The organism is Streptomyces sp. ITFR-21, assembly GCF_031844685.1.
Taxonomy (GTDB): domain Bacteria; phylum Actinomycetota; class Actinomycetes; order Streptomycetales; family Streptomycetaceae; genus Actinacidiphila.
Map to the genome: position 1 here is coordinate 5,257,853 of NZ_CP134605.1, position 21,324 is coordinate 5,279,176.

Consider the following 21,324-nt stretch of genomic DNA (forward strand, 5'->3'; position numbering starts at 1 on the left):
CAGGCTCACAGCGTCGTGCGTCTCCCACGCGGCATGCCATTCCCGCCTCCCTGGAGCGGTCGAACGGGACCCGGCCGCCCACGAAGGACAAGTGAGGACCACGTGAGCCAGAAGCCTGTCGTACTCATCGCAGAAGAGCTGTCGCCCGCCACGGTGGACGCGCTCGGCCCGGACTTCGAGATCCGGCACTGCAACGGCGCGGACCGGGCCGAACTGCTGTCCGCCATCGTCGACGTCGACGCCATCTTGATCCGCAGCGCCACCAAGGTCGACGCCGAGGCGGTCGCCGCGGCCCGCAAGCTCCGCGTCGTCGCCCGGGCCGGCGTCGGCCTGGACAACGTGGACGTGTCCGCCGCCACCAAGGCCGGCGTGATGGTCGTCAACGCCCCCACCTCGAACATCGTCACCGCCGCCGAGCTGGCCTGCGGCCTGCTGATCGCCACCGCCCGCAACATCGCGCCCGCCAACGCGGCGCTCAAGGCCGGCGAGTGGAAGCGGAACAAGTACACCGGCGTGGAGCTCAGCGAGAAGACCCTCGGCGTGGTCGGCCTCGGCCGGATCGGCGTGCTGGTCGCCCAGCGGATGGCCGCCTTCGGTATGAAGGTCGTCGCCTACGACCCCTACGTGCAGCCCGCGCGTGCCGCCCAGATGGGCGTCCGGCTGCTGACGTTGGACGAGCTGCTGGAGTCCTCGGACTTCATCACCGTGCACCTGCCCAAGACCCCCGAGACGCTCGGCCTGATCGGTGACGAGGCGCTGCACAAGGTCAAGCCGTCGGTGCGGATCGTCAACGCGGCCCGCGGCGGCATCGTGGACGAGGAGGCGCTGGCCGCGGCGCTGAAGGAGGGCCGGGTCGCCGGCGCGGGCCTGGACGTGTACTCCAAGGAGCCCTGCACCGACTCGCCGCTGTTCCAGTTCGACAACGTGGTGGCCACCCCGCACCTGGGCGCATCCACCGACGAGGCGCAGGAGAAGGCCGGTATCGCGGTCGCCAAGTCGGTACGGCTGGCGCTGGCCGGCGAGCTGGTGCCGGACGCGGTGAACGTGCAGGGCGGCGTCATCGCCGAGGACGTCAAGCCGGGCCTGCCGCTGGCCGAGAAACTGGGCCGGATCTTCACCGCGCTGGCCGGCGAGGTCGCCGCCCGGCTCGATGTCGAGGTTTCCGGCGAGATCACCCAGCACGACGTCAAGATCCTCGAACTCAGCGCGCTCAAGGGCGTGTTCGAGGACGTGGTGGCCGAGACGGTGAGCTACGTCAACGCGCCGCTGTTCGCGCAGGAGCGCGGGGTCGAGGTCCGCCTCACCACCAGCAGCGAGTCGCCCAACCACCGCAACGTGGTCACCGTCCGCGGCAACCTCGCCGACGGCACCGAGGTCTCCGTCTCCGGCACGCTGGCCGGACCCAAGAACATCCAGAAGATCGTCGCGATCGGCGACCACGACGTGGACCTGGTGCTCGCCGACCACATGGCGTTCCTGCACTACACCGACCGCCCCGGCGTCGTCGGCACCCTCGGCCGCATCCTCGGCGAGGTCGACGTCAACATCGCCGGCATGCAGGTGGCCCGTTCCACCGCCGGCGGCGACGCGCTGGTGGCCCTCACCGTCGACTCCACCATTCCGGCGGGTGTCCTCACCGACATCGCCTCGGAGATCGGCGCGACGTCCGCACGCGCGGTGAACCTGACCGACTGACGTATACGATCCCGGGCCGATTCCGGCCCGCTCCACCGGCGCCGCCGCCTCCCCCGCCCCCGGGAGAGGCGGCGGCGTGGCCGTTCCCCCGCTCACCCGCCCGCCCCCGCCGGGCTCCGCTTTCCGCTCCCGTACGCGCGCCCGGCCGCGGGTCGCGGCCGGGTCTCAGAGCCGGGCCGCCTTCAGGGCCATGTGGAGGAGCAGCCGCGACTCGCCGTCGGCGAGGTCGAGTCCCGTCAGCCGCTCGATCCGGGAGAGGCGGTAGTAGAGGGTCTGGCGGTGCACGGCCAGCGCGGCGGCGGTCCGGCCGGCCTGTCCCGCGTGGTCGAGGAACACCTCGGCGGTGCGGGCGAGTTCGCGGTGCGCGGGGGCCAGCAGCGGGGCCACCGCCGGGTCGGGGGGCGCGCCCGCGGGCAGCGCGGTCAGCAGGCGGTAGGCGCCCAGCTCGCTCCAGCGGGCGACCGGGCCGAGCCGCGGCTCGGCCCGAGCGGCCAGCGCCGCCGCCCCGGCCTCCCGCCAGGCGTCGGTCAGCTCCCGCAGCGACGGCCGGGGCTCACCGATCCCGGCGACGGCGCCCGGCACCCCGAGCGACTCCAGCAGACCGGTCGCCGCGGTCCTGGCCGGGGCGGCCAGACGCGCCGACCGGAGCCGTACCAGCAGCGCGACCAGGCCGCCGGGGACCCGAATCAGCGCGGCGGCCGAGGGGACCGCACGCGGACTCGGCAGCTCCCGGGGGGCGTCGCCGGGGTCCGGCAGCCTCACGCAGACCAGGGCGTGCGGCTCGGCGGCGTCCGGGCCGAGCGCGGTCCGCAGGCCGCCGGCCGCCTCCGGGGACGCGCCGGTCAGGACCGCCAGCAGCGCCTCGCCGGCCGCGGCGCCGGTGCCGGCGGCCGCGGCCAGCTGATCGCCGATCCGGGTGGCCACCGCCATGGCGGCGGCCAGGTGGGCGGCGGAGTGCTCGGCCTCGTCGAGCAGCCAGACATAGCCGTGGACGACGCCGCCGTGCCGCACCGGCAGGCAGAGCCGGCCGCGCAGGACGCCCGCCGCGGGCGCCGCCGGGATCCGGACCGGGCCGGTGGCGCGGGCGATGCCGAAGCGCTCGAACCAGTCCCGGACCTCGGCGGTGGAGCGGCGGGTCAGGATCGACCGGGTGCGCACCGGGTCCACCGCCGCGTCGTCCTCGCTGTCGTGCGCGCCGAAGGCGATCAGCCGGAAGTCGCGGTCCTCCAGCGTCGCCGGCGCGCCGAGCAGCGCCGACACCTCGTCCACCAGCTCCTGCAGCCCGCCGTAGTCCGTCCGCACCCCGCCATTGTCACCCGGCGCCTCATACATCTGTCTGAGGGACCGCACCCGGATGCGTGACAGGTGTCCGTGGTTCTCGGGGTAGCCGGTACCTAGATTCACCGTGACGGACGCCGTTCGTCGAGAATCCGCAGGAGGCCCCCGTGCTCGGTCCGGTATTGCTCGCCGCCGCCCGCAGCGACCGTATGCGCCGCGTCGTGGCCGCCGCGCCCGTCACCCGCCCGGTGGTGCGCAGGTTCGTGGCCGGTGACGCGCTGGACCCGGCGCTGGCCGCCGTCCGCACGCTGACCGCGGGCGGCCTCGACGTGACGCTCGACCACCTCGGCGAGGACGTCACCGACCGGGCCACCGCCCACGCCACCCGCGACGCGTACCTGCGGATGCTGGAGACGTTGCGCGACGAGCGGCTCGGCGACCGCGCCGAGGTCTCCGTCAAGCTCTCCGCCTTCGGCCAGGCGCTCCCCGACGGCGGCCACGACATCGCGCTGGCCGGCGTCCGCCGGGTCGCCGAACTCGCCACCGCGGTCGGCACCACCGTCACCCTCGACATGGAGGACCACACCACCGTCGACTCGACGCTGGCGGTCCTGCGCGAACTGCGCCGCGAGCACCCCGGCACCGGCGCCGTGCTGCAGTCGTACCTCTTCCGCACCGAGGACGACGTCCGCGCGCTGGCCGCCGAGGGCTCCCGGGTGCGGCTGGTGAAGGGCGCCTACAGGGAGCCCGCGTCGGTGGCGTACCAGGACAGGAAGGAGGTGGACAAGGCGTACGTACGGGCGCTGCGCACCCTCTTCGCGGGCGACGGCTACCCGATGGTCGGCTCGCACGACCCCCGGATGATCGCCATCGCGCAGGAACTGGCCGCCCGCAGCCACCGGGCCCCCGGCCGCTACGAGTTCCAGATGCTCTACGGCGTCCGCACCGCCGAGCAGCGCCGGCTGGCGGACGCCGGCGAGCGCATGCGGATCTACGTGCCCTACGGCGCCGACTGGTACGGCTACTTCATGCGCCGCCTCGCCGAGCGCCCCGCCAACCTCACCTTCTTCCTGCGCTCGTTCGCCCCCGCGCGCTGAGCCGCCGGCGCCGCCGCCCGATCCCCGCTCCCTTCACGACCACTGAGGAGAAACGCTTCATGGACGCCGTGACCCAGGTCCCCGCGCCGGTCAACGAGCCGGTGCACTCGTACGCGCCCGGCAGCCCGGAGCGTGCCCGCCTCGAAGCGAAGCTGAAGGAGCTGGCCGGCAACCCGGTCGACCTGCCCCTGTTCATCGGCGGCCAGGAGCGGATGGGCGGCGGTGAGCGCTTCGATGTCGTCCAGCCGCACAACCACGGCGCCCGCCTCGGCAGCTATGCCAACGCCACCGCCCAGGACGCCCGGGACGCCGTCGGCGCGGCGCTGGCCGCCGCCCCCGCCTGGCGCGCGACGGCCTTCGACGACCGCGCCGCGATCATCCTGCGCGCCGCCGAACTGCTCGCCGGCCCCTGGCGGGAGACGCTGGCCGCCTCCACCATGCTCGGCCAGTCCAAGACCGTGCAGCAGGCGGAGATCGACAGCCCCTGCGAACTGGTCGACTTCTGGCGGTTCAACGTCCACTACGCCCGGCAGATCCTCGCCGAGCAGCCGGTCGCCAACGCGCCCGGCGTCTGGAACCGCCTCGACCACCGCCCGCTGGAGGGCTTCGTCTACGCGATCACGCCGTTCAACTTCACCGCCATCGCCGGCAACCTGCCCACCGCCCCCGCGCTGATGGGCAACGTCGTGGTGTGGAAGCCGTCGCCGACCCAGACCCACTCCGCGGTACTGCTGATGAGGCTGCTGCGCGAGGCCGGGCTGCCGGACGGCGTGATCAACCTGGTCACCGGCGACGGCGTCGCCGTCTCCGAGGTCGCCCTCGCCCACCCGGAGCTGGCCGGCATCCACTTCACCGGCTCCACCAAAACCTTCCAGCACCTGTGGCGCACGGTCGGCGAGAACATCGGGCGCTACCGCTCCTACCCGCGGATCGTCGGCGAGACCGGCGGCAAGGACTTCGTGGTCGCCCATCCGTCCGCCGACCCGGCCGTGCTCAGGACCGCGCTGACCCGCGGCTCCTTCGAGTACCAGGGCCAGAAGTGCTCGGCCTCCTCGCGCGCCTACATCCCGCGGTCGATCTGGGAGGGCGGATTCAAGGAGGAGTTCGCCGCCGAGGTCGACGGCATCACCATGGGCGACGTCACCGACCTCAGCAACTTCGTCGGCGCGGTGATCGACGAGCGCGCCTTCGCCAAGAACACGGCCGCCATCGAGCGGGCCAAGGCCGACCCGGCGGTGGAGGTGGTGGCCGGCGGCACCTACGACGACTCGGTGGGCTGGTTCGTCCGGCCGACCGTCCTGGTCAGCGCCGACCCGGACAACGAGATCTTCCGCGAGGAGTACTTCGGCCCGATCCTCGGCGTGCACGTCTACGAGGACGCCGACTTCGACGCGATGCTCGACCAGATGGAGTCGGTCGCCGACTACGCCCTGACCGGCTCGGTCATCGCGCGGGACCGGGTGGCGGCGGCCGAGGTGATGGCGAGGCTGCGGTTCGCGGCCGGCAACTTCTACATCAACGACAAGTCCACCGGCGCCGTGGTCGGCCAGCAGCCTTTCGGTGGCGGGCGGGCCTCCGGCACCAATGACAAGGCCGGGGCGGCGCAGAACCTGATGCGCTGGACCTCCACCCGGGCGATCAAGGAGTCCCTGCTGCCGCCGACGGAGTACCGCTACCCGCACCAGGGCTGAGCCTCGCGGGCCGGCCGACCCGCCGACCGCCCCAGCCCCAGCCCCCGCCCCCGCCTCCGGTTCCCCGGCCGGGCGGCGGGGGTCCGCCACGCCCTCCGCCCGCCTCGCGTCCGGCGCCCCGCCTTCCCGCCTCCCCGCGACCGCGACGGCGGGTCCCGCGGGCCCCGGCGGACGCGTACGGGTGACGTCTGTCTCAGATAGTAGGAAGTCCGAGTAATCGTGGCGACAGGACGGCCGCGCTGACTTAGCGTGGTCAGGAGCCGAACGTCTCGTCCGACCGGACGAGCGGCGGATACGAGCATGGCGCCCACCTGTGCGGGTCACCCCCCGCGGCGCCGCTCTCCGCCCCGTTCCGCGGCGACGACCCCGCATCTCTCCGATTCCCCACGGGAGTGATCACCATGGACGAGAACGCCCGCCAGAATGCCCTGCGCGCCCTCCAGCGCTCCATGGACCGCCGTGACAACGGCGGCGAGACCGGCCACGAGATCCCGCAGACCAGCTAGTCCGTCAGCGGCGAAGCGCCCTGGCCGCCGGGTTCCGCGGTCGCGGACCCGGCGGCCGGCCCCGCGCGGCACGCGGGCGGCGCGGCGACGGGCGGGCGGCGGGCGGGCGGCGGACCCATCCGCCCGTCCGGCATACGGACGCCCCATGTCACGGGGTGGGACGCGGAGTAGGGTGCCCGACATGTCTCGCAGCATCAGCCTCGCAGTGATCCCCGGTGACGGTATCGGCCAGGAAGTCGTGACGGAGGGCCTGAAGGTCCTCGCCGCGGTCCTCCCGCAGGACGTCAAGCTGGAGACCAGGGAATTCGACTTCGGCGCGAAGCGCTACCACGCCACCGGCCAGACGCTCACCGACGACGACCTGGCCCGGCTGAAGACGCACGACGCGATCCTGCTCGGCGCGATCGGCGACCCGTCGGTGCCCTCCGGCGTCCTGGAGCGCGGCTTCCTGCTCAAGCTGCGCTTCGCCTTCGACCACCATGTGAACCTCCGTCCCAGCAAGCTGTTCCCCGGGGTCGCCTCCCCGCTGGCGGGCAGCCCCGAGATCGACTTCGTGGTGGTTCGCGAGGGCACCGAGGGCCCGTACACCGGCAACGGCGGCACCATCAGGACCGGCACCGAGCACGAGGTCGCCACCGAGGTCAGCCTGAACACCGCGTACGGCATCGAGCGCGTGGTCCGCGACGCCTACACCCGCGCCCAGGCCCGCCCGCGCAAGAAGCTCACGCTGGTGCACAAGAACAACGTGCTGGTGCACGCCGGCCACCTGTGGACCCGGATCTTCGAGGCCGTCGGCGCCGAGTTCCCCGACGTCAGCACCGACTACCTGCACGTGGACGCGGCGACCATCTTCCTGGTCACCCAGCCCGAGCGGTTCGACGTGATCGTCACCGACAACCTCTTCGGCGACATCATCACCGACCTGGCCGCGGCCGTCTCCGGCGGCATCGGCGTGGCGGCCAGCGGCAACATCAACCCCGGCCGCGCCTTCCCGTCGATGTTCGAGCCGGTGCACGGCTCGGCCCCGGACATCGCCGGGCAGTCCAAGGCGGACCCCACCGCGACCGTGCTCTCGGTGGCGCTGCTGCTCCGGCACCTGGGGTACGACGCCGAGGCCGCCAGGATCGACACCGCCGTGCAGGCCGACCTGGCCGAGCGGGCCGACGGGCCGGCCCGCTCCACCGTCGAGATCGGTGACGCGCTGGCCGCCCGGGTATGACCCACGGCCGGCACCGGCCGGCACGCACGGGCTGACCGGTGATTTTCCGGCCGGCCCGGGACACCGACAGGCCCACGGCCCCGCCGCTGCGACCATCAGACGGCGGGGCCGGATTCACGGGGGGAAACTCGGACGTCCTACCATCCGGGACGGGTACCACAACACGGTGAAGGACGTGAAGGACCGTGAAGGACACTGACATGACGACGCCCACCATCGAGCTCAAGCCCTCCGCGCACCCGCTCGCCGACGCCGAGCGGAACGCGATCCTGGCCGCGCCCGGCTTCGGGCGGCACTTCACCGACCACATGGTCACCATCAAGTGGACCGACGGCCGCGGCTGGCACGACGCCCAGCTCGTCCCGTACGCGCCGCTGTCGCTCGAGCCCGCCAACATGACGCTGCACTACGCGCAGACGATCTTCGAGGGACTCAAGGCGTACCACCAGCCGGACGGCTCGGTGGCCACCTTCCGCCCCGAGGCCAACGCGCGGCGCTTCCAGGCGTCCGCCCGGCGGCTGGCGATGCCGGAGCTGCCGGTCGAGACGTTCATCGCGGCCTGCGACGTACTGGTCCGGCAGGACAGGGCGTGGGTGCCGGCCGAGGGCGAGGCGTCGCTCTACCTGCGGCCCTTCATGTTCGCCACCGAGGTCGGCCTCGGGGTGCGGCCCGCCGACGAGTACCTGTTCCTGGTGATCGCCTCACCGGCCGGCGCGTACTTCTCCGGCGGCGTCAAGCCGGTCTCGGTGTGGCTCTCCGAGGAGTACGTGCGGGCGGCCCCCGGCGGCACCGGCGCGGCCAAGACCGGCGGCAACTACGCGGCCTCCCTCATCGCCCAGGCCCAGGCCATCGAGCACGGCTGCGACCAGGTGGTCTGGCTGGACGCGATCGAGCGGCGGTGGATCGAGGAGATGGGCGGGATGAACCTGTACTTCGTGTACGGGAACCGGATCGTCACCCCCGAGCTGTCCGGTTCGCTGCTGCCGGGCATCACCCGCGACTCCCTGCTGTCCATCGCCGCGGACCTCGGCTACGAGGTCGGCGAGGAGCGCATCAGCGTCGAGGACTGGCGGCGCGGCAACGAGGACGGCACCATCACCGAGGTCTTCGCCTGCGGCACGGCGGCCGTGATCACGCCGGTCGGCGCCGTCAAGTCCACCCGCGCCGACTGGACCGTCGCGGGCGGCGAGCCCGGCGAGGTCACGCTGCGGCTGCGCGCCGCACTGCTCGACATCCAGACCGGCCGCGCCCCCGACCCCCACGGCTGGATGCATCCACTCGGCGCGTGAGGCGCTCCCCGGGGTGCCTTTGCGCCTGTCGGCGCCTGACCGACCGGGCCCGGGGGTGCCTTGGCGCCCGGCGGTGCCCGGCCCGGACCCCGGGGTTGCCTTTGCGCCAGGGGGCGCCCCGCCTGGACCCCGCGGGGCCCGGGGGCCCTCGCGGGAAACCCCGGGCCGGTCGGATAGTGAGACCGGGGGGGGCCGGGTGGGCTCGGGCGGGGCCGGGTGTGGCACACTGACGCCGTGTCCTCGTACGCCACGATGATTATCGGCAGCAGGCACGCCGGTCCGCAGTGACCGTTCCGCCGAACCCAGCGGAGCGCCACCGTGCCCCAGACCCGCGTGCAGACCTCTCGCATCCGCGAGGGGTTTTTTCGTTTCCCGGCCCCACCACGCCGGAGGCGCGAGGCACGCGGGATGATGGGGGCAAGTGGAGTCGGAACCTCCGGACGGCCCGCCCGCCCGGGGGCAACCCACTCACCCGACAGGAGCGAACAACGCCATGACCGCCGAACTGGACGACAGCTTCCACGTCTTCGACACCACGCTGCGCGACGGCGCCCAGCGCGAGGGGATCAACCTCACCGTCGCCGACAAGCTGACGATCGCCCGGCACCTGGACGACTTCGGGGTGGGATTCATCGAGGGCGGCTGGCCGGGGGCCAACCCCCGCGACACCGAGTTCTTCGCCCGCGCCGCCAAGGAGCTGGAGCTCCGGCACGCGACGCTGGTCGCCTTCGGGGCCACCCGCCGGCCGCACTCCAAGGCCGCCGACGACCCGCAGGTCAGGGCGTTGCTCGAAGCCGGCGCGCCGGTCGTCACGATCGTCGCCAAGTCCCACGACCGGCATGTCGAGCTGGCCCTGCGCACCACGCTGGAGGAGAACCTGGAGATGGTCCGGGACACCGTCTCCCACCTGGTGTCCGAGGGCCGCCGGGTCTTCGTGGACTGCGAGCACTTCTTCGACGGCTACCGGGCCAACCCCGAGTACGCCGCCGCGGTGGCCCGCGCCGCGCACGAGGCCGGCGCCTCCGTCGTCGTGCTGTGCGACACCAACGGCGGGATGCTGCCGGCCCAGGTCCACGCCGTCACCGCCCGGGTACTGGCCGACACCGGCGCCCGGCTCGGCATCCACGCCCAGGACGACACCGGCTGCGCGGTCGCCAACACGCTGGCCGCCGTGGACGCGGGCGCCACCCATGTCCAGTGCACCGCCAACGGCTACGGCGAGCGGGTGGGCAACTCCAACCTCTTCCCGGTGGTCGCCGCCCTGGAGCTCAAGCACGACCGCCGGGTGCTGCCCGCCGGCGCGCTCGGCGAGATGACCCGGATCTCGCACGCCATCGCCGAGGTGGTCAACCTCCCCTCGGCCACCCACCAGCCGTACGTCGGCGTCTCCGCGTTCGCGCACAAGGCCGGCCTGCACGCCTCCGCGATCAAGGTGGACCCCGACCTCTACCAGCACATCGCCCCCGAGCTCGTCGGCAACACCATGCGGATGCTGGTCTCCGACATGGCCGGCCGCGCCTCCATCGAGCTCAAGGGCAAGGAACTGGGCATCGACCTCGGCGGCGACCGCGAGCTGGTCGGCCGGGTGGTCGCGCGGGTCAAGGAACGCGAGCTCAAGGGCTACACGTACGAGGCCGCCGACGCCTCCTTCGCGCTCCTGCTGCGGGCCGAGGTGGACGGCGAGGCGCGCCACTTCTTCCGTACCGAGTCCTGGCGGATCATCACCGAGGACCGCCCCGACGGCACCCACGCCAACGAGGCCACTGTCAAGCTGTGGGCCAAGGGCGAGCGCATCGTCGCCACCGCCGAGGGCAACGGCCCGGTCAACGCGCTCGACCGGGCGCTGCTGACCGCGCTGGAGCAGATCTACCCCCAGCTCGCCCACTTCGCCCTCGTCGACTACAAGGTCCGCATCCTCGAAGGCCGCTCCGGCACCGACTCCACCACCCGGGTGCTGATCACCACCACCGACGGCGCCGCCGAGTGGTCCACCGTCGGCGTCGCCGACAACGTCATCGCCGCCTCCTGGCAGGCCCTGGACGACGCCTACGCCTACGGCCTGCTGCGCGCCGGCCTCACCCCCGAGGACTAGGGTCTGTCGTGGGGATCTCCGCGGCGCCGCGGGCCCCGGCCCGCGCGTCCGCCGGGTTCCCGCCGGTCGGCGACGCACCGCGTCGCCTCCCTCCTCGGCCGTGCGGCCGCAAACCACCGGCCCCCGCTCCGCCACCCGCGCGGACCCGGACGACAGACCCCGGACCTGGCATCCGGATCCGCGTGGCGACGCCGCTCCGCCGCGTACCGCGGGCGCTCGGCGGAGCGGGAGCTCAGGGGAACAGGACGGTCTTCCCGGCGGTGGACCTGGCGGAAATCGCCGCGTGCGCGGCGGCGGCCTCCGCCAGCGGGAAGCGCGCCGGCCGACGAACGGCCGCAGCCGTCCGTCCGCCGCGGCGGCCAGCGCCCGGCGGATCTGGCGGAGCTGGGCCCGCGGGCCGCGCTCGCCGGTCGGCGGTCGGCGGGCCGAAGTAGGAGACCACGGTGACACCGCGTTCGGCGGCCTCGGCCGGCTCCACCCGGGTGATGCCGCCGCCGGAGAAACCGAAGACGACGAACCGCCCGCCGGGAGTCAGCAGCTCGAAGGCGTTGCGGCCGGTCTCGCCGCCCACGCCGTCCAGGGCCACCGTCACGCCGTCCGGAGCCGCCCGCCGGACCTGCGCCGGCCAGTCCGGCTCGGTGTAGTCGACGGCCGCGTCCGCGCCGGACTCCCGCACCAGCCGGATCTTTTCCGCGCCACGGGCCAGCCCGATCAGCCGCTTCGCGCCCGCCGTACGGGCGAGTTGCAGCACCAGCGTGCCGACCGCCCCCGCGGCGGACTCCACCAGCCCGGTTCCGCCCACGCCGATCCCGGAGCTCTCCACCAGCCCGACCGCCGTCCGGCCGGTGTCACCGCGCTCCCGACCGGTCCGCCACCGGGGAGCGCGGGGCGGCGGCTCCCGGGCCGGACGGGGGAAGTCCGCGGCCCCGCCCCCTGGCTGACGCCCGCGGTGCTCGGGCAGACTCTTCTCCTGCGCCACCTGCACACCCCTCACCCCAGCGGCAACAGCCGCGCGCAGCAGGAGGAGAACGCATGAGGACCCTGCGTCTGCCCACCCGCCCGCACGCCTGGATCAGCGCCTTCGCGCTGGTCCTCACCGTGCTCTTCGCCCCCGGCGTCGGCCTGGCCGCCACCCAGGACGCCTACGCCGTCACGAAGCTGACCCAGGCCCAGGCGGCGAGCACGTTCAGCGCCGCCGGCATCACCTGGTCGTCCTCCGGCGGCTGCACGACCCGCAGCAACTCGACCTGTACGTCCTTCGACCAGCTCAACCTCACCACCGCCCAGGGCGCGGTCACACTCAAGAACGCCAGCGGCTGCGCCCTGAACATCACCGGCGGCACCGAGGTGGGCCACGCCAGCGGTACGTACTCGCACTACAACGGCTACAAGCTGGACTTCGGCAAGAACACCTGCCTGACCAACTACGTGCACAACGCCTTCACCTACATCGGCCTGCGCGGCGACGGCTACCCCCAGTGGCAGGCCGCCTCCGGCAACATCTACGCCGACGAGGGCACCCACTGGGACGTGCTCTTCTACACCTGCGGCGGCTGCTGACCGACCGCCGAGGGGTCCCCACCCCTGCAAGGGGTACGCCGGGAGCGAGCCCCCTGCGAGCCCCGCCGCCGCCCGGCCGCGGTCCCGCCCGCGCGGAACCGCACCGGCGCGGTGGCGGGGGCGGCCGGGGGGCGGCCGGGGGCCGGGGGCCGGGGGATGGCCGGCGGCCGGCGCGGAGCAGGCCCGTAGCGCCGCCGGGAGGGTAAACCGGTCGAACCGGACCCGGGCGGCCCCGTAGGGTGCCCCGGTGACCGAACCCCTGACCGAACCCGCGGACCACACAGGACCGGCCGGCCCCGTCATACGGGAAGCCGTCCCCGCCGACGCCGCCGGCATCGCCCGCACGCACGTCCTCTCCCGCGAGGCGGCCATGCCGTACCTGCCGCCCCGCAAGCGCACCGACGCCCAAGTGGAGGCGTGGGTACGGGACGTCGTACTGGCCAAGGCGACCGTCTGGGTGGCGGAGACGGCCGACGGGATCGTCGGCTACGCGGCCGTCGAGGACGACCTGCTGGACGCCCTCTACCTGCTGCCCGGCACGCGCCGGCAGGGCATCGGTACGCTGCTGCTGCGCCGGGCGCAGGCGCACCGCCCCGGGGGCCTTTCGCTGTTCGTGTTCCAGAGGAACACCGACGCCCGCGCCTTCTACACCCACCACGGCTTCACGGTGGCCGACACCGACGACGGGTCCCGCAACATGGAGCACGAACCGGATATGACGATGCGGTGGGAACCGCGCCCGGCGCCCGAAGAGCTCGCGGACGGGCTCGCCGCCCGTGACCCCGGACCCGCCGGGACCCGCGCCACCGCACCCGAGGAGACCCGCCCGTGACCACCGCCCTCCGCCCCCGCAGGTCCGCGCTCTACCTGCCCGGCGCCAACGAACGCGCCCTGCAGAAGGCCGCGTCGCTGCCCGCCGACGCCCTGATCCTGGACCTGGAGGACTCGGTGGCGCCGGGCGCCAAGGCCACCGCCCGGGACCGGGTCGCCGCGGCCGCGGCGAGCGGCGTGTACGGCCACCGCGAGGTCGCCATCCGGGTCAACGCCCCCGGCACCCCCTGGCACGCCGACGACCTCAGGGCCGCCGCCGAGGCGGGACCCGACGCGGTGGTGGTGCCGAAGGTCGACTCGCCCGACACCGTCCGGCGGACCGTGGCCGCGCTGGAGGCGGCCGGTGCCCCGGACCGTACCGCCGTCTGGGGGATGATCGAGACACCCGGGGCGGTGTTCGAGGCACGGGCCATCGCCGCCGCCTCACCGCGGCTGACCGTCCTCGTCCTCGGCACCAACGACCTCGCCGCGGAACTGCGCGCCGAGCACGTCCCGGGCCGGGCGCCACTGCTCACCGCGCTGTCCCTGGTACTGCTCGCGGCCCGTGCCACCGGCAGATCGGTCATGGACGGTGTCTACAATGACGTACGCGATCTGCCCGGCTTCGAGGCCGAGACCCTCCAGGCCCGGCAGCTCGGCTTCGACGGCAAGACCCTCGTCCACCCCGCCCAGCTCGAACCGTGTAACAGAATCTTCGCTCCCGCGCCTGCCGAACTCGACCGATCCCGGCGTATCATCGCCGCGTTCGAAGAGGCCACGTCACAGGGGCGCGGGGTGGCCACGGTCGACGGCAGGATGATCGAGAACCTGCACGTCGAGGAGGCCCGCCGACTGCTCGCCCTGGCCGAGGCGATCGGCGGCCGCTGAACCCGGCGTCACCCGGCCGGCCGTACCGGACCGAGCAGAACGGACAAATGGCGGCGCTTTCCCGCCCGGCGCCGCGGGCCCGCCGCCGGGCCCTTCTGTCGGGACCCACCATGAAGTGCCGACGGACACTGTACGAAGTAGACGGACCCCAAACGGCCCTCGCGCTCGTACTGTCGGTACATGACCACATCGCAAGAGGTGCCCGCTGCGGCCAAGGACAGCCGCGGACGCGTCGCCGAGCTCCACGCGATCCGCGAGGAGGTCCGGCGCGGCCCGAGCGAGAAGGCGACCGCGGCCCAGAAGGCCAAGGGCAAGCTGACCGCGCGCGAGCGGATCGACCTGCTGCTGGACGAGGACACCTTCCACGAGGTGGAGCCCCTGCGGCGGCACCGCGCCACCGGCTTCGGCTTGGAGGCCAAGCGCCCCTACACCGACGGCGTCATCACCGGCTGGGGCACCGTCCACGGCCGGACCGTCTTCGTGTACGCCCACGACTTCCGGATCTTCGGCGGCGCCCTCGGCGAGGCCCACGCCACCAAGATCCACAAGATCATGGACATGGCCATCTCGGCCGGAGCGCCGCTGGTGTCGCTCAACGACGGCGCGGGTGCCCGTATCCAGGAGGGCGTCTCGGCGCTGGCCGGCTACGGCGGCATCTTCCAGCGCAACACCCGCGCATCCGGCGTCATCCCGCAGATCTCGGTGATGCTCGGCCCGTGCGCCGGCGGCGCGGCCTACTCGCCCGCCCTGACCGACTTCGTGTTCATGGTCCGCGAGACCTCGCAGATGTTCATCACCGGACCCGACGTGGTCCAGGCCGTCACCGGCGAGCAGATCAGCCAGAACGGACTCGGCGGCGCCGACGTCCACTCCACCGTCTCCGGCGTCTCGCACTTCGCCTACGACGACGAACAGACCTGCCTTGAGGAAGTGCGCTTCCTGCTCTCCCTGCTCCCGCAGAACAACCGGGAGAACCCGCCGAGCGTGGAGAGCCACGACGCGGCGGACCGGCGCGGCGACGCGCTGCTCGACCTGGTGCCCGCCGACGGCAACCGCTCCTACGACATGCACAAGGTGATCGAGGAGATCGTCGACGAGGGCGAGTACCTGGAGATCCACGAGCGCTGGGCCACCAACATCATCTGCGCCCTGAGCCGGCTCGACGGCCAGGTGGTCGGCATCGTCGCCAACCAGCCCGCCTCACTGGCCGGGGTTCTCGACATCGAGGCGTCCGAGAAGGCCGCCCGCTTCGTCCAGATGTGCGACGCGTTCAACATCCCGATCATCACGCTGCTGGACGTCCCCGGTTTCCTGCCCGGCGTCGCGCAGGAGCACGGCGGCATCATCCGGCACGGCGCCAAGCTGCTCTACGCCTACTGCAACGCCACCGTGCCACGGATCTCACTGATCCTGCGCAAGGCCTACGGCGGCGCGTACATCGTGATGGACAGCCAGTCGATCGGCGCGGACCTCACCTACGCCTGGCCCACCAACGAGATCGCGGTGATGGGCGCGGAAGGCGCCGCCAACGTCATCTTCCGCAGGCAGATCGCCGAGGCCGACGACTCCGACGCCATGCGCGCCCGCATGGTCAAGGAGTACAAGGCCGAGCTGATGCACCCGTACTACGCGGCCGAACGCGGCCTGGTCGACGACGTGATCGACCCGGCGGAGACCCGCCAGGTGCTGATCGACTCGCTGGCCATGCTCCGTACCAAGCACGCGGACCTGCCGTCGCGCAAGCACGGCAACCCCCCCCAGTAGCCCCCCAGCAGCCCACCATGGAGACCACCGTGAGTACTCCCGCCGATTCGCTGGTGCGTGTGGAGAAGGGCAACGCCGACCCCGAGGACGTGGCCGCGCTCACCGCCATCCTGCTGGCCCGCGCCGCCGCCGGCGACGCCGGGCCCCAGCAGGCCCGTCCGGCCCGCTCCACGGCCGGCTGGCGCCGTCTGGAGCGCACCCCCGGCTTCCGCGCCCCGCACTCCTGGCAGGGCTGAGCCCGCCACCGCTCCCGGCCTCGGCGCGAACCCCTCACGCCGACGGCTCCCCGCCGCCGTCTTCGTGCCCCAAGGCATCGCGGCAACGGCTTCGGCCCCCCACCGTCCCGGCGGTGGGGGGCCGAAGCCGTCTGCGGGGCCGGGCTACCGCAGCCGCGCCATCAGCGCGTGTTCGACGAGTGTGATGAGGGCGCTCTTGGCCTCGCCGCGGTGGCGGGCGTCGGTGGTGATGATGGGCGCCTCGGGTCCGATCTGGAGCGCCTCGCGCACCTCCTCGGGCCCGTACGGCTGGTGGCCGTCGAAGCCGTTGAGGGCGATGACGAACGGCAGGCCGCTGTTCTCGAAGTAGTCCACGGCCGGGAAGCAGTCCGCCAGCCGCCGGGTGTCCACCAGGACGATGGCGCCGATGGCGCCGCGGACCAGGTCGTCCCACATGAACCAGAAGCGGTCCTGGCCGGGGGTGCCGAACAGGTACAGGATCAGGTCCTCGTCGAGCGTGATCCGGCCGAAGTCCATCGCCACCGTCGTGGTGGTCTTGTCCCGGACGTGGCTCAAGTCGTCGATCCCGGCCGACGCCGAGGTCATCACGGCCTCGGTGCGCAGCGGATTGATCTCCGAGACGGCGCCGACGAACGTGGTCTTGCCCACGCCGAAGCCACCCGCCACCACGATCTTCGCGGAGGTGGTGGCGCGGGCCGGACCGCTAGAGTTTCCGAAGTCCACTGAGCACCCTTTCGAGCAGTGTCACGTCAGGCTGGCCACCGGCCGCCGCGTCACCACCGGGCTGGTGGATCGCGACCAGGCCGGCCTCGGCCAGGTCGGCCACGAGGATCCGCACCACGCCGAGCGGGATGGACAGCAGCGCGGAGATCTCCGCGACCGACTTGACCTCCCGGCACAGCAGGCAGATCCGCTGGTGTTCCGGCAGCTGCCCGCGCAGCCGCTCGGGGTCGGCCGCGGTGCTGACCAGGGCCTCGATGGCCAGCTGGTAACGCGGCCTGGTGCGTCCACCGGTCATGGCGTAGGGCCGTACCAGCCCGGAGGGCGCGGGCCGCCGGCCGCCGCCGCCACCCGTGCCGGCTGCCGGGCCGCGCGGGGTCTGCGGCGGTGGGGCCTGCGGCGGCGCGTAGGGCTGGATCCGCGGCTGCCGGTACTGCGGTCCGGGCTCCGGTGTCGAAGGGAACTGATACGGGTTCACGGGCGGCTGCTGACTGCCGTACGGGTCTGCACCGGGGGACGTGCTCACGGGTCCTCCTCCTGACGCGGCCTGCCGGCGGGGTCCGGGCCCCTGGGCGGGGTCCGGACCGGCCGCACGCCGTGTTGCGTTAATTGAGCAGGCTGCCCTGCAGTTCGGCCCGAAGGTCGGGAGTGAGTACGGTGCCCGCTCGGTCGACGAGGAGGGCCATCTCGTAGCCGACGAGGCCGATGTCGCACTCGGGGTGCGCGAGTACGGCCAGCGAGGAGCCGTCGGAGACGGACATGATGAAGAGGAAGCCGCGTTCCATCTCGACCACGGTCTGGTTGACGCTGCCGCCCTCGAAGATGCGGGAGGCACCGGCGGTGAGCGAGGTCAGGCCGGAGGCGACGGCCGCCAACTGGTCCGCGCGGTCGCGGGGGAATCCGTCGGACATCGCGAGCAGCAGGCCGTCGGCGGAGACCACCACGGTGTGGGACACCCCGGGGGTGTTGTCCACGAAGTTGGTGATCAACCAGTTCAGGTTCTGTGCCGCCTGGCTCATCGGACTCAACTAGCGCTCCTGGTTCTGGGGGCCGCCGAATGGGCTGTCGGTGGCCTGTCCGTTCGTGTCAGTTCCAGCAGTGCGCCCTTGCTGGACGCCACGCCGCAGATTACTCAACCTGCCGCGGACGTCCTCGGGGGCGCGGGAGACCTGTGGGCCGCCCTGCGGGGTCTGCGCCGCGGCACCCGGGACCAGGTTGGCCTTGGGCACCCGCCGTGGCAGGCCGGACGGGGTGACCCCGCCTGCCTTGGGCTCACGGACCTGCTCGGCCCGCTGCCAGTTCTCGTCGTTGGTGGACCGCCAGTCGGACTCTTCGGGGTCCGCCGGCTCTTCGGCTTCCGGAGCATGCGCAGTCTCCTGTTCGGGCTGCTCCTGCGCTTCGATCCGCTGCTGCCGGTCGCGGCGCGGCAGGCCGGCGTCCGTCAGCGAAGGTGAGACTACGCTCTCCTGCGGTGCTTGCGGGAGCGGCGGAACGGATTCCGCCACCTCGGGTTCAGCGTCGGTCCACTCCGTCTGAGCTGGGCTGTAACCGGAGAACTCCGCCGGGTCACCGGGCGGCGGGTAACCCGGGTCGTAGCCGCCGAGGCCGCCCTGCCCGTCGCCGGGGTCCGGCGCGCCCTGCGCGTAGGACGGGTCGTACGGCTGCTGCTGCCCCTCGGCCGGCCCGTACGGTTGCGGGTAGCCGCTTTCGTACGCGCCGCCGTAGGCCGGCGCCGCCTCACCGAAGAACCCGGTCTGCGGCGGCTGCCGGTAGTCCGGTTGGAAGCCCTGCCCGTAGGTCTGCTGCCGGTAGGCCGGGTCGTAACCGGGGTCGTAACCGGGGTCGTAGCCCTGGGCGGGCGGGTAGCCGTCGCCGGTGGCCGCGGCGGGGGCCTGGTAGCCGCCGCCGGTCGCGGCGGGCGCCTGCCCGTAGCCGAAACCGCCGTCGTAGCCGGGCTGCTGCTCCTCGTAGGCCGCCTGGATCCCCGCCGGGGCGGCCTCCTGGCGGCCGGAGTCGTGCTGGTCCGGGTCCTCCTGGCGGTCGGCCACCGCGGCCTCCAGCTGGGCGCGCCGCTCCTCGCGCAGCAGCGAACGGCCCACCGGGTTCAGGCCGGGCCGGCGCTCGTAGCGGGAGTCGTCGAAGCCGAGCTCGGCCGCGGTGCGCTGGCCGGGGGCGGTCGCCATCACCTCGGGGCGGAACGCCGCCGCCTCGGCCGCCTCGTGCTCCGGCATGATCCGGGGGACGGTGAAGTCGGTGTCGTCCTCGCCGGCGAACTCCCCGCCGCCACCGCCGTGGGTGATGGGCTCCGGCAGCATCACCAGCGAGGTGGTGCCGGCCTGCTCGCCGGACGGTCGCAGCTGTACCCGGATGCCGTGCCGGTCGGCCAGTCGCCCGACCACGAACAGGCCCATCCGCTTGGCCACTTCGACGTCCACGGTGGGCGGCTCCGCCAGCTTGTGGTTGATGTCGGCGAAGTCCTCGGCGGTCAGGCCGATACCGCGGTCGTGGATCTCCACCATCACCCTGCCGTCCGGCAGCCGGGTCGCAGTGACCCGCACCTTGGTCTGCGGCGAGGAGAACGAGGTGGCGTTCTCCAGCAGCTCGGCCAGCAGGTGCACCAGGTCGGTGACCGCGCTGCCGTGGATCTCCGTCTCCGGGATCCCGACCAGCTCGATCCGCTCGTACGCCTCCACCTCGGAGGCCGCCGCGCGCAGCACGTCCACCAGCGGCACCGGCTCGTTCCACTGCCGGCCCGCCTCCTCGCCGGCGAGCACCAGCAGGTTCTCGCCGTTGCGCCGCATGCGGGTGGCGAGGTGGTCCATCTTGAAGAGGTTCGCCAGCTGGTCCGGGTCCGCCTCGTTGTTCTCCAGCTCGGTGATCAGGGTGAGCTGGCGCTGGATGAGGCCCTGGTTGCGCTGGGAGAGGTTGGTGAAGATCGCGTTGACGTTGCCCCGCAGCAGCGCCTGCTCGGCGGCCAGCCGGACCGCCTCGCGGTGCACCTGGTCGAAGGCGCGGGCCACCTCGCCGATCTCGTCCTGGGTGTTGATCGGGATCGGCGCCACCCGGGTGTCCACCCGGCCGGGATCGGACCGCGACAGCTGGTCGACCAGGCCCGGCAACCGGGTCTCGGCGATCTCGAAGGCCGCGCCGCGCAGCCGGCGCATGCTGCGGCTCATCGCGCGGGCCATCATGCCGGCCACGATGAAGGCGAGGATCAGTGCCAGCAGCACGATCACGGCGTTGACGACGGCGTCCCGCTTGGCGTCGGAGGCGACCTGTGCGGCGTCGGTCGACGCCTGGGCGGCCAGCGCCACCTCGACCGTGCGGTACGCCTGGAACGACAGGTCGGCGGCGGCCTTGTACGACTGGGCGGTGATGCCCAGTCCGTTGAGCTTGGCGGTGCTCAGGCCCGGGGTGGCGATGTCGGTGATCATCGTGGTCAGGTCCGGCGGCACCACGAACGCGGCGTGCTCGGCCTCGGCCTTGTCCTGGGCGGCGGTGATCCGCGCCTGGCCCTTCTCCTGCGCGCTCTCCTGCGCCGCCTGGAGCCGCTGCTGGTCCTGCGCGGTGCCGCCGCCCTGGAACTCCTCCAGGGCGATGCCCTCCAGGTACTGGTACGAACCCAGCGAGGTCTTCTGCAGCGCCAGCTCCTTCGCGGAGACCGGCTTCTGGACCAGGATGTGGGTGCCGATCGACAGCGTCAGCGACTGGGCGGACTTCGCCAGCGAGATCGCGTAGAGGATACGGCCGTAGGCCGCTGCGTTACCGGTGCCGAAACCGAGTTCGTTGTCCAGCGCCATCAGCGGGTGCTGGATCTTGACGTAGAATTCCTCGGTCTGCACCCCCGGCAGCTGCCGGGTGTACGCGGCCTTGCGCAGGTCGGCCAGTTGCGGCTCGACCGCGCGGAAGGTCGCCAGCCGGTGCGCGAGCTCGGGGGTGTCGGGTATCCGGGTGGCGGCGGCGTCGAAGGCGCGGGCGGCGGCGTCGGTGGCCGCGTAGGCGGCCGTCACCTGGGGCGCGTTGCGCCGGCCGGCCAGCAGCGGGACCGCGGTGCTGTCGCGCTCCACCTCCAGCGCGTCGCTGTAGGCCGAGGCGGCCTTGATCAGGTCCGCGGTGCGCACCGCGTCGTCCGCCTGCCGCCAGGTGTCCACCGAGCTCTTCACCCGGAAGCCGCCGAAGACCAGGGCCACCAGCACCGGGATCAGCAGGATCGCGTTCAGCCGGGTGGCCACCCGCCAGTTGCGCATGTTGAAGCGGCTGCCCGGACCGGGCAGGGCGGGCGGCTCCGCGGTGACCGGCTCCGCGGTCGTGCTTCCCGGGCGCTCGGGCGGCGTGAAGTTCCCCCGCGGACCCTGCTGGGCGCCCGCTTCTGCTCGCCTGGTGTTCCTCACTGGACCAACAACCTCTCGGCGACGGCGCGACGACGGCCGTTCCTACGCTCGGGTTCTGCGCATTCCAGCACGTCATGGGCACGCTAGC

Annotated in this window: 17 protein-coding genes; 11 read left to right on the forward strand and 6 right to left on the reverse strand. The window is 73.0% G+C overall.

Annotated features, from left to right (window positions below; all coding sequences use genetic code 11):
* Positions 1 to 102 precede the first annotated feature (102 nt).
* A complete protein-coding gene (serA, locus tag RLT57_RS23595; RefSeq protein ID WP_311299277.1) occupies positions 103 to 1,695 on the forward strand; it encodes a phosphoglycerate dehydrogenase in 1,593 nt (530 codons plus the stop codon).
* Between the two features lie 165 nt (positions 1,696 to 1,860).
* On the opposite strand, the gene RLT57_RS23600 is transcribed toward serA, so the two are convergent.
* Positions 1,861 to 3,027, reverse strand: coding sequence for a PucR family transcriptional regulator (locus RLT57_RS23600; protein WP_311299278.1), 1,167 nt, complete (start codon positions 3,025 to 3,027; stop codon positions 1,861 to 1,863).
* A 113-nt stretch (positions 3,028 to 3,140) separates the two neighbouring features.
* Between RLT57_RS23600 and RLT57_RS23605 the strand changes: the two genes are divergently transcribed.
* The 5 genes from RLT57_RS23605 (at position 3,141) to cimA (ending at position 10,867) form a co-directional block, all read left to right on the forward strand.
* Positions 3,141 to 4,070 carry a proline dehydrogenase family protein gene (locus RLT57_RS23605; protein WP_311299279.1) on the forward strand — a complete coding sequence of 310 codons (930 nt, stop codon included), beginning with the start codon at positions 3,141 to 3,143 and terminating at the stop codon, positions 4,068 to 4,070.
* 59 nt (positions 4,071 to 4,129) lie between these two features.
* Entirely contained in the window at positions 4,130 to 5,761 is a 1,632-nt protein-coding gene (pruA, locus tag RLT57_RS23610) for an L-glutamate gamma-semialdehyde dehydrogenase (RefSeq protein WP_311299280.1), read from the forward strand.
* Between the two features lie 687 nt (positions 5,762 to 6,448).
* Complete coding sequence (locus RLT57_RS23615; RefSeq protein WP_311299281.1) at positions 6,449 to 7,486, forward strand: 3-isopropylmalate dehydrogenase; 1,038 nt, start codon at positions 6,449 to 6,451, stop codon at positions 7,484 to 7,486.
* Between the two features lie 200 nt (positions 7,487 to 7,686).
* Positions 7,687 to 8,775, forward strand: coding sequence for a branched-chain amino acid aminotransferase (locus RLT57_RS23620; RefSeq protein WP_311299282.1), 1,089 nt, complete (start codon positions 7,687 to 7,689; stop codon positions 8,773 to 8,775).
* Positions 8,776 to 9,268: 493 nt separating this feature from the next.
* On the forward strand, positions 9,269 to 10,867 hold the full coding sequence (cimA, locus tag RLT57_RS23625; protein ID WP_311299283.1) for a citramalate synthase: 1,599 nt from the start codon (positions 9,269 to 9,271) through the stop codon (positions 10,865 to 10,867).
* 232 nt (positions 10,868 to 11,099) lie between these two features.
* Here cimA and RLT57_RS23630 read toward each other — a convergent pair whose 3' ends face one another.
* Positions 11,100 to 11,690 carry a zinc-binding dehydrogenase gene (locus RLT57_RS23630; RefSeq protein ID WP_311299284.1) on the reverse strand — a complete coding sequence of 197 codons (591 nt, stop codon included), beginning with the start codon at positions 11,688 to 11,690 and terminating at the stop codon, positions 11,100 to 11,102.
* A 209-nt stretch (positions 11,691 to 11,899) separates the two neighbouring features.
* On the opposite strand from RLT57_RS23630, the gene RLT57_RS23635 reads away from it, so the two are divergent.
* The 5 genes from RLT57_RS23635 to RLT57_RS23655 all read left to right on the forward strand — a co-directional run bounded on the left by RLT57_RS23635 (position 11,900) and on the right by RLT57_RS23655 (position 16,125).
* Positions 11,900 to 12,427: a hypothetical protein gene (locus RLT57_RS23635; protein WP_399129245.1), complete on the forward strand. Its 528-nt coding sequence runs from the start codon at positions 11,900 to 11,902 to the stop codon at positions 12,425 to 12,427.
* A gap of 247 nt (positions 12,428 to 12,674) precedes the next feature.
* Positions 12,675 to 13,259, forward strand: a complete 585-nt coding sequence (locus RLT57_RS23640) for a GNAT family N-acetyltransferase (protein ID WP_311299285.1) — start codon at positions 12,675 to 12,677, stop codon at positions 13,257 to 13,259.
* Positions 13,256 to 14,125: an HpcH/HpaI aldolase/citrate lyase family protein gene (locus RLT57_RS23645; RefSeq protein ID WP_311299286.1), complete on the forward strand. Its 870-nt coding sequence runs from the start codon at positions 13,256 to 13,258 to the stop codon at positions 14,123 to 14,125. Before RLT57_RS23640 ends, RLT57_RS23645 begins: the two co-directional genes overlap by 4 nt.
* Positions 14,126 to 14,305: 180 nt before the next feature.
* The gene (locus RLT57_RS23650) at positions 14,306 to 15,889 is read left to right on the forward strand and encodes an acyl-CoA carboxylase subunit beta (protein WP_311299287.1); all 1,584 of its coding nucleotides are present in this window, start codon (positions 14,306 to 14,308) and stop codon (positions 15,887 to 15,889) included.
* A 17-nt stretch (positions 15,890 to 15,906) separates the two neighbouring features.
* Positions 15,907 to 16,125 (forward strand): acyl-CoA carboxylase subunit epsilon, encoded by a 219-nt coding sequence (locus tag RLT57_RS23655; RefSeq protein WP_311299288.1) that lies wholly within the window; start codon positions 15,907 to 15,909, stop codon positions 16,123 to 16,125.
* A 144-nt stretch (positions 16,126 to 16,269) separates the two neighbouring features.
* Here the strand turns inward: RLT57_RS23655 and RLT57_RS23660 are convergent, their stop codons facing one another.
* The 4 genes from RLT57_RS23660 to RLT57_RS23675 all read right to left on the reverse strand — a co-directional run bounded on the left by RLT57_RS23660 (position 16,270) and on the right by RLT57_RS23675 (position 21,092).
* Complete coding sequence (locus tag RLT57_RS23660) at positions 16,270 to 16,848, reverse strand: GTP-binding protein (RefSeq protein WP_311299289.1); 579 nt, start codon at positions 16,846 to 16,848, stop codon at positions 16,270 to 16,272.
* A complete protein-coding gene (locus tag RLT57_RS23665) occupies positions 16,829 to 17,371 on the reverse strand; it encodes a DUF742 domain-containing protein (RefSeq protein ID WP_399129248.1) in 543 nt (180 codons plus the stop codon). The genes RLT57_RS23660 and RLT57_RS23665 overlap by 20 nt, the downstream gene beginning before the upstream one ends.
* A 79-nt stretch (positions 17,372 to 17,450) precedes the next feature.
* Positions 17,451 to 17,864, reverse strand: a complete 414-nt coding sequence (locus RLT57_RS23670) for a roadblock/LC7 domain-containing protein (protein WP_033173109.1) — start codon at positions 17,862 to 17,864, stop codon at positions 17,451 to 17,453.
* A 9-nt stretch (positions 17,865 to 17,873) separates the two neighbouring features.
* Entirely contained in the window at positions 17,874 to 21,092 is a 3,219-nt protein-coding gene (locus tag RLT57_RS23675) for a sensor histidine kinase (protein ID WP_311300834.1), read from the reverse strand.
* Between the last annotated feature and the right edge of the window lie 232 nt (positions 21,093 to 21,324).

What these genes read in the sequence shown, in the direction of transcription:
- RLT57_RS23600 (WP_311299278.1), bottom strand. Translation starts at nt 3,027, where the DNA reads ATGTATGAGGCGCCGGGTGACAATGGCGGGGTGCGGACGGACTACGGC.
- pruA (WP_311299280.1), top strand. Translation starts at nt 4,130, where the DNA reads ATGGACGCCGTGACCCAGGTCCCCGCGCCGGTCAACGAGCCGGTGCAC.
- RLT57_RS23615 (WP_311299281.1), top strand. Translation starts at nt 6,449, where the DNA reads ATGTCTCGCAGCATCAGCCTCGCAGTGATCCCCGGTGACGGTATCGGC.
- RLT57_RS23620 (WP_311299282.1), top strand. Translation starts at nt 7,687, where the DNA reads ATGACGACGCCCACCATCGAGCTCAAGCCCTCCGCGCACCCGCTCGCC.
- cimA (WP_311299283.1), top strand. Translation starts at nt 9,269, where the DNA reads ATGACCGCCGAACTGGACGACAGCTTCCACGTCTTCGACACCACGCTG.
- RLT57_RS23635 (WP_399129245.1), top strand. Translation starts at nt 11,900, where the DNA reads ATGAGGACCCTGCGTCTGCCCACCCGCCCGCACGCCTGGATCAGCGCC.
- RLT57_RS23650 (WP_311299287.1), top strand. Translation starts at nt 14,306, where the DNA reads ATGACCACATCGCAAGAGGTGCCCGCTGCGGCCAAGGACAGCCGCGGA.
- RLT57_RS23655 (WP_311299288.1), top strand. Translation starts at nt 15,907, where the DNA reads ATGGAGACCACCGTGAGTACTCCCGCCGATTCGCTGGTGCGTGTGGAG.
- RLT57_RS23670 (WP_033173109.1), bottom strand. Translation starts at nt 17,864, where the DNA reads ATGAGCCAGGCGGCACAGAACCTGAACTGGTTGATCACCAACTTCGTG.
- RLT57_RS23675 (WP_311300834.1), bottom strand. Translation starts at nt 21,092, where the DNA reads ATGCGCAACTGGCGGGTGGCCACCCGGCTGAACGCGATCCTGCTGATC.